Raw genomic sequence first — 7,945 nt, 5'->3', positions numbered from 1 at the left:
AAAACATTCTAATAAAAATAGAAAAAAAGCAAATAATAAAAGAAAAAATATATTTTAAAAAGTAAATACTAGTAAAGGAGGAATTAAAATGATAATTAGACTAAAAAGTATCCATGCCAATGTAGTTAATGAGAGTGAAGTAATTGATGGTTCTAAAATTAGCGCACTAATAAAAGTTGGTTATAGCTATAACAAGGATAAAAAGTTAGAAATTGACTATCATATTTCATTAATACAGCATAACAAAAATGTTTTTGTTGTTAAAATTAATTATTTAGTTGAAGAATCAGTTAATCAAAATAATGAAAAAGATATGCTTGATAAAGCTGTTAGTCAATTAGAAAAGCGAATTGAATTAATTTTAGGAATGCTATGCGATGAAATTGGTATAAACTTACTAAGTTGACTTTTATTTAGTCAACTTAGTAACAAACTAATAAAATAATCATATTTTATAGTAGAGGTGGAATATGATAGTTTATATTAATGGAAATGATAATCGCTGTAAGTATTTAGCTAAGTTAATAGAAGCAGATGGTCATCGCGTTGAAACTAATATTAATATGTTAGATGTATGTCACATTCTGTATTTAGGACGTGATGGTGCTGGATTTGAACAAGTTGATTTTAAGCCCAATGCTATTGTAATAACTTTATTAAAAAATCAACGATTATCTTATTTAAGTAAATTAAAAGGTTTTAATTATGAATATTTATATCATGATGATGATTTTGTTTGGGAAAATACTTTTATTTGTGATGAAGCATTAATAGCTTATATGATTATAGATAATAAAATTTCGTTAGCGAATGCTAAAGTATTGATTTTAGGCTATGGTCATTGTGGTAAAGATTTAGCTAATAAATTAGATGCTTTTAAAGCTAAGATCACTATTGCTAATCGCAATAACCATTACTTTGATGAAGTAATAAAAAAAGGATATTCATATCATTCATTAAAACATTTGAACCTAGATAAATATGATTATGTTATTAATACTATTCCAAAGCAGATTTTAACTAGACAAATATTAAGTACCAAAAAACCAGGTTGCAAAATTTATGATATCGCTTCTAAACCATATGGTATGAACATTCAAGATCGTGATGAAAATTATCATCTATTAAAACAATTACCAACAAAATATGCTTATCAAAGCAGTGCTTTAGTTTTATATCAGGCTATTAAGAAAGTTGTTGATCGTTATGCTGGAAAATAAAAAAATTGGAATCGGATTAACTGGATCTTTTTGCTCGTTAGAAAAAACACTATCAGTAATAAAAGATTTAAGTAAGTTAAAATGTGATTTATATATTTTTGCAAGTGAAAAAATATTAACATGTGATACTCGCTTTGATAAAGCTGATGAATTAATTGAAGAATTAGAAAAATTATCCAAACGTAAAATAATTGATAATGTTGTTGATAGTGAAATTTTCGGTCCTAAAATTCCTTTGGATATCATGTTAGTAATGCCATGTAGTGGTAATACTTTAGCTAAACTGACATATGGTTTAAATGATAACGCTGTAACTATGGCTTGTAAATCAACACTACGAAATGAACATAACGTTGTACTAGCAATAGCAACTAATGATGCTTTAAGCAACTCTGGAAAAAATATAATGCAACTATTAAATACAAAGCATTTCTATTTAGTACCAATGTATCAAGATGATTATATAAAAAAACCAAACAGTATGCTTTTTGATGAAAATCTTGTTATTCCTACATTAATAAATGCATTAAATAACAAACAGATTCAACCGGTATTAGAAGGGAATAAAGATGATTAAAGTTTTAAAATTTGGTGGAACATGTTTACAAAATCAAGAATCTATTGATAAGGTCATCGAAATAATTAAAAAATATGCTGATGATAAATTATTAATTGTTACTAGTGCAATGGGTCGTTATCCTGACCCATATGCAACTGATACATTAAAATCGTTAGTTAGCCAGGTAAACAGTGATGAATATAGTCGTTTGCTTAGTTGTGGCGAGATCATTAGTAGTATAATTTTGTCTAATGAACTAAAAAAACGGCATTTAAAAGCTATTTCCGTATCATCAAGACAAATTGAATTAAAAACTCATAAAAATAAATTAGTAAATGTTAACCAAAACAGGATTAAAAAATATTTTGAAACGTATGATATTATTATAGTTCCTGGTTTTCAAGGAATTGATAATCGTGGTAATTTAAAGATTTTAGAAAAAGGTGATAGTGATTATACAGCTGTTTATTTAGCGCGGCGGTTAAACCTTGATGAAGTTTATATTTTTAGTGATGTTTGTGGAATATATACTGGAGATCCTAAATATATTTATGATTCTAAATTAATTTGTCATGTTGGCTATAAACAGGCTTTAGATTTAGCTAAACATAAAGCAAGGATTATTTGTTATAAAGCTTTAAATGAAGGATATAAAAAAATTGGTTTTAAAATTAAACTTCGTTCTTATTTAAATGATCAAATTGGAACTTTGATTAATCATGATGATACTAGTATTAGGACAATGTCAATTGACTTTGATTATTGTTTGATTCATTTTGAAAAAACAATTAATTCTAATGATCTTAAATATTTAAATGATTGTTATGGTAAAAATTATTTTGTTGCAACAGAAAATTTAAAAAAATTAGAAACACCTTTTATTAAAATCAAAAACTATGCCAAAGTTCATTTTGTTGGCTGTGGTCTTGATAAAGATGAAATATATCGTAATTTTCTTGATAAATTTGCAATCATATCTCAAAATGAAACTTCTAGTTATTATGTTGAAGAAAAAAACTGGCACCAGGATTTAAACTTACTGCATGATATAATTGTTAGGAGTGATTAAAAATAAAAATATTTATTAATTTACTAACCCCATTTAAAGCTGATGATACTATTGACTATGATAAAACTAAAGAATTGATCGATCGTTTAATTGAACAGGGGTGTAATAATTTTGTTATTGGTGGTAATACTGGAGAAGGAGCAACACTAAGTTTTTTAGAATTGAAACATTTTTTACGTTATTTTTGTTTTCATTATCCACAAATAAATATTTATACAGTTATCAATGATTTATCAACCAAAAAAGTAATTCGAAAAATCAATAACCTAAGTGATTTACAAAATCTAAATGGTTTTATTATTAAAATTCCAGAAGTTTCTGGTTTAAAACAACAAGAAATATTTAAACATTTTAATTTTATCGCTTTAACAACTAATAAAAAAATTATTATTAAAGATTGTCAAAAGGTTAAAATTAATGAACAGACTATTTCTAAATTAGTCCAGGAACACAAAAATATTGCTGGAATAATATGTAAATATCATGTAATAGACCATATTGACAATTTTGATGTTTTTTATGATGAAACTTTATTAAAAGATTTTCATTACCAGATAAAATCAGGAATTATCAGTAGTTTAGCTAATTTGAATTATCAAAATATAAAAAAATTAATTACTTCTTCAAATAAAGTAGATCACGATTATTTAATGTTATTATTAAAATATTTTTATCAGGAAAATATTACTAGTACCTTAAAATATGCTCTTAGTCAAAGTGAAAATATTGAATGTTTTACACGACTTCCATTATCAAATATCAGTATAGAATTAAAAAATAATATCGATAGATTATTAAAAATGACAATTAATTGATCTTTGTTTACTAAAATATATAAGGCGGTTAATAATATACCAAACAAATTAATTTAATTTTAGAAAGAATTTTGTTACAATTAGAATAGAAAGTATTAGTAAACATTTGTTAAATATGATAATATGGTTAAACCACACACAATAATAAAGTACTAATAAATGACTAATAATATAATAATGGAGGTAAAAATGAGTAAAGAAAGTGTAAAAATTATTCCACTTGGTGGCCAAGCGGAAATGGGTAAAAGTATGTATTGCATTGAAATAAATGAAAAAATCTTTATTATCGATGCTGGATTTCGTTTCCCAGAAGTTAGTAAATTAGGTGTTGATATAATAATTCCTAGTTTTGATTTTTTAAAAGAAAATGAAGATCGTGTAGTTGCAGTAATTATTACTCACGGTCATGATGATGTTATGGCAGCCCTGCCATATTTATTAGAAACAATCGATGTGCCAATTTATGCACCAGCTTTAACAGCTGATTTGATTGAACAAATGTTGAAACGGTATAAAAAACAAAATAATTTAAAATTAAATTACAATATTACAAGAGTAAAGCGCAATGATTCTATTATCATTAGTGATATTCCAGTTGAATTTTTCCCAGTAACTCATTCTATTCCTGGAAGTGTAGGAGTAGCTATTTGGAGTGAAAATGGTTATATTGTTTATAGCGGTGAATTCATTATTGATTTTGGTGCTCCTGAAGGATTTAGATGCGATATCCAGAAAATGATGGAAATTGGAAAAAAAGGTGTTTTAGCATTACTTTGCGAATCATCTTATTCTAAAAATTCCGGATATACTTCACCAAAGCATAAATTAACTGACAAATTAGATCATATTTTTGAAGATAGTGAAGGGCGAATCATAATTACAAGCTATGCCCAAAATATTTTTAGAACTAAAGAAATTGTTGAATTGACCAAAAAATATGGTCGTAAAATAGTTTTCTATGGTCGCGATAAATACGATAGCACTAATAGTATTGTTCGTATCGGACAACAGTTAAAAAAAGCAGTTATTGAAATTCCTAAAGAAATTATTGCTTTTTCAACTGATATTGGTAAGAAAAATGTTGATGATAATTTAGTTGTATTATTAAGTGGAACCCCACAAAGAATTTATCATGATATTTTAGATATAATTGATGGTGGCGATGAATCATTAAAATTAAATGAAAATGATACATTTATTGTTGCTTCACCAGTTATACCAGGGACAGAAAAAATCGCTAATAAAGCAATTAATGAGTTATATAAAACTGATGCTAATATTCATGTTTTGAAAAATAAAGAATTGTGTTCAATGCATGCTTCACAAGAAGATATTAAAGTTATCATTCAAATTTTCAAACCTAAATATTTTATTCCAATTAAAGGGGAATATCAGCACTTTATTTCTAATTTAGATATTGCTCGAAGTATGGAAATAGCTTTTGAAAATGTGGGAATTATTGATAATGGGGAAATATTGACATTTATCGATGGAAAATTACAAGATTACCGTGATACTATTGAAGTTGAAGATGTTATGATTGATGGTATCGGGGTTGGTGATGTTGGTGATAAAGTAATTGATGATCGCATCCAATTATCTAATGATGGCGTTGTGGTTATTGGCGTTACGATTGATAGTCAATCTCGTGATATTATTGCTAATACTGATGTCCAGACACGTGGATTTGTTTATTTAAGAGATTCAGAATACATAATTAAAGAAATTATTGAAATTTCTGAAAAATGTGTTGCTGAAATGAAAAACAATCCTAAATTAGAAGCGATTGAAGTTCGTCAGACAATTAAGGATAAAGTTAATAAATATATTTCTAAAGAAACCGGAAAAAAACCAGTTGTTTTACCAATTATAATTGAAGTTTAAGCAAGTTTATTCTTGCTTTTTCTTTTTCATAGTGGTTGCCTGTGTTATAATGATGAAGTTAAGTTGGGAGTGAAAAGAGTTATGGCAAAAACAAGTCGTTCAAAAAAATCCAAACAAGAACAAATAAGTGAAAATCTAAAAATGCGCATTATTGCTGCTGTTGGATTGTTTTTAATTGTTGTAAGTGCCATGAAGCTAGGACCAATTGGACAACAATTAAATTTTTTATGTACTTATTTAATTGGTAATTTTGTGGGAATTGGCTATATATTATTAATTATGTTAAGTGGTTATGTTATTTATAAAGCCAAAATGCCAAAACTAAGTAATCCCCGAGCAGTTGGTTTATATCTTGTAATTGGTGCAATTTTAACATTAATGTCGTCTTTTAATGATGATACAATGGTTGGAATAAAAGTTATCAATCAATATATAAATACAGCCTCATGTAATCGTGGTGGTTTTTTAGGTGCTATTTTTTATGGTATCTTAAGCGCATTGTTTGATAAAACTGGTGCAATGATTGCTGCAGGTTTTATTTTAGTTATTGGAATTGCATTACTAGGAAGTAAATTTTATATTGATCATTACAAAAAAATAAACAAAATACACAAGACTGTTAAAGACGTAAATAATAAGACAAACAGTAAATTTGTTGATTTCTTTTCTAGAAAAAAAGAGCAGGAAAAAGTATTCTTTCCAGAAGAAATTTTTGAAGATGAAAATAAAAAGAAGAAAACTAAAAAAAGTGCTAAACCAGCAGCAAAGATACATTTAGAAGAAGATGATAATATTCCTGCAACATTTGAGTTTAACGATGAATCAATGACATTGGAAATCAAAGATAAACAACCTAAAGTTCATGAATCACAAGAAAAAAATAAAAAAAGTGTTAATAAAAATTATCGATTACCACCACTTAATTTATTAAAAAATTCGACAGCAAAGAAAACTACTAAAAATAAAGATAATGCGCTAACCAAAGCTGAAACCTTAACTGATGTTCTTCATCAATTTGGTGTTAATGCTTCTATTAGTGATATTTTTATTGGTCCATCAGTTACTAAATATGAATTAAAATTAGAAACAGGAACACGTGTCAATAAAATTATGCAGCTTCAAGATGATATTAAATTAGCTTTAGCAGCTAAAGATATTCGAATTGAAGCACCGATTCCAGGTAAAGCGGCTGTAGGTGTTGAAATTCCTAATAGTGTTGCTACTACAGTAAGCTTCAAAGAAGTAATTAAAGATATTCCATTAGAATATCAAAATAGTAAATTATTAGTTCCTTTAGGTAAAGATGTTAGTGGAAAAATTATTTATGCTGAATTAAATAAAATGCCTCATCTTTTAATTGCCGGAGCTACTGGTAGTGGAAAATCAGTTTGCGTAAATACGATAATCTGTAGTATTTTAATGCGTGCTCGTCCAGATGAAGTAAAATTCATTCTTGTCGATCCTAAAAAAGTTGAATTAACAAACTATAATGGTATTCCTCATTTATTAGCACCGGTTGTCACTGATCCTAAAAAAGCAGCAGCAGTTTTACAAGAAGTAGTTGTTGAAATGGAACGCCGTTATGATTTATTTGCCAAAGCAAATGTTAGAAATATTGAATCTTATAATACATACGTAAATAAAAAGAATAATGAATTATCGCAAGATGAACAATTAGAATTATTACCATTCCATGTTGTTATATTAGATGAGGTTGCTGATTTAATGATGGTTGCAAGTAAACAGGTTGAAGACTGTATCATGCGAATTGCTCAAATGGCCCGGGCTGCAGGTATACATTTAATAGTGGCGACGCAAAGACCTTCTACTGATATTATTACTGGAGTAATAAAAGCTAATATTCCATCAAGAATTGCTTTTGCTGTTTCTTCTGGCGTTGATTCGAGAACTATTTTAGATGCTTCTGGAGCTGAGAAGTTATTAGGAAAAGGAGACATGCTGTTTTCACCAATGGGATCAAGTTCACCGATAAGAGTGCAGGGAGCCTTTGTTTCTGATGAAGAAGTCAGTGCAATTGTCGACTATGCTTCAAGTCAGCAGGAAGCTAATTATGATGAAAAATATATAAATGTTAAATTAAATACTAGTACTTTTGCTTCTTCATCTAAAGAAGAAGAGGAAGATGCTGAATATGAGATGTGTCGTAGCTTTGTAATCAATGCTCAAAAGGCTAGTACTTCGCTATTACAACGCCAATTTAGAATTGGCTATAATAAGGCTGCTCGAATTATTGATCAGCTAGAAGCTGAGGGCGTTATTGGGCCTCAAATAGGTTCTAAACCACGAGAAGTGTATATACGTGGTTATCAAGAAGAAGATATTTAATTTATTATTTTATGATTTAAGACTTCATTTTGCGAAGTCTTTTTTATTTTAA

General features: G+C 27.7%; 7 protein-coding genes. All 7 read left to right on the top strand.

All coding sequences use genetic code 11. From position 1 onward, the window contains the following. Positions 1-88: 88 nt before the first annotated feature. The 7 genes from B5E92_RS01025 (at position 89) to B5E92_RS00995 (ending at position 7,893) form a co-directional block, all read left to right on the top strand. Positions 89-406 (top strand): hypothetical protein, encoded by a 318-nt coding sequence (locus tag B5E92_RS01025; RefSeq protein WP_087298556.1) that lies wholly within the window; start codon positions 89-91, stop codon positions 404-406. A 64-nt stretch (positions 407-470) separates the two neighbouring features. Beyond that, positions 471-1,220 (top strand): NAD(P)-dependent oxidoreductase, encoded by a 750-nt coding sequence (locus tag B5E92_RS01020; RefSeq protein ID WP_087298555.1) that lies wholly within the window; start codon positions 471-473, stop codon positions 1,218-1,220. Then, positions 1,207-1,797: a dipicolinate synthase subunit B gene (locus tag B5E92_RS01015; protein WP_087298554.1), complete on the top strand. Its 591-nt coding sequence runs from the start codon at positions 1,207-1,209 to the stop codon at positions 1,795-1,797. Before B5E92_RS01020 ends, B5E92_RS01015 begins: the two co-directional genes overlap by 14 nt. Beyond that, positions 1,790-2,848 (top strand): aspartate kinase, encoded by a 1,059-nt coding sequence (locus tag B5E92_RS01010; protein WP_087298553.1) that lies wholly within the window; start codon positions 1,790-1,792, stop codon positions 2,846-2,848. Before B5E92_RS01015 ends, B5E92_RS01010 begins: the two co-directional genes overlap by 8 nt. A gap of 2 nt (positions 2,849-2,850) precedes the next feature. Then, a complete protein-coding gene (locus B5E92_RS01005; protein ID WP_087298552.1) occupies positions 2,851-3,663 on the top strand; it encodes a dihydrodipicolinate synthase family protein in 813 nt (270 codons plus the stop codon). Between the two features lie 189 nt (positions 3,664-3,852). Beyond that, entirely contained in the window at positions 3,853-5,547 is a 1,695-nt protein-coding gene (locus B5E92_RS01000) for a ribonuclease J (RefSeq protein ID WP_087298551.1), read from the top strand. Positions 5,548-5,628: 81 nt separating this feature from the next. Beyond that, positions 5,629-7,893 (top strand): DNA translocase FtsK, encoded by a 2,265-nt coding sequence (locus B5E92_RS00995; RefSeq protein ID WP_087298550.1) that lies wholly within the window; start codon positions 5,629-5,631, stop codon positions 7,891-7,893. Positions 7,894-7,945 lie beyond the last annotated feature (52 nt).

It is taken from the genome of Erysipelatoclostridium sp. An15 (assembly GCF_002160675.1).
In the GTDB taxonomy this organism is placed as follows: domain Bacteria; phylum Bacillota_I; class Bacilli_A; order Erysipelotrichales; family Coprobacillaceae; genus Thomasclavelia; species Thomasclavelia merdavium.
The sequence above is the reverse complement of the archived record's forward strand: the minus strand, read 5'-3'. Positions and strand labels throughout refer to the sequence as shown.

What these genes read in the sequence shown, in the direction of transcription:
- B5E92_RS01025 (WP_087298556.1), top strand. Translation starts at nt 89, where the DNA reads ATGATAATTAGACTAAAAAGTATCCATGCCAATGTAGTTAATGAGAGT.
- B5E92_RS01020 (WP_087298555.1), top strand. Translation starts at nt 471, where the DNA reads ATGATAGTTTATATTAATGGAAATGATAATCGCTGTAAGTATTTAGCT.
- B5E92_RS01015 (WP_087298554.1), top strand. Translation starts at nt 1,207, where the DNA reads ATGCTGGAAAATAAAAAAATTGGAATCGGATTAACTGGATCTTTTTGC.
- B5E92_RS01010 (WP_087298553.1), top strand. Translation starts at nt 1,790, where the DNA reads ATGATTAAAGTTTTAAAATTTGGTGGAACATGTTTACAAAATCAAGAA.
- B5E92_RS01000 (WP_087298551.1), top strand. Translation starts at nt 3,853, where the DNA reads ATGAGTAAAGAAAGTGTAAAAATTATTCCACTTGGTGGCCAAGCGGAA.
- B5E92_RS00995 (WP_087298550.1), top strand. Translation starts at nt 5,629, where the DNA reads ATGGCAAAAACAAGTCGTTCAAAAAAATCCAAACAAGAACAAATAAGT.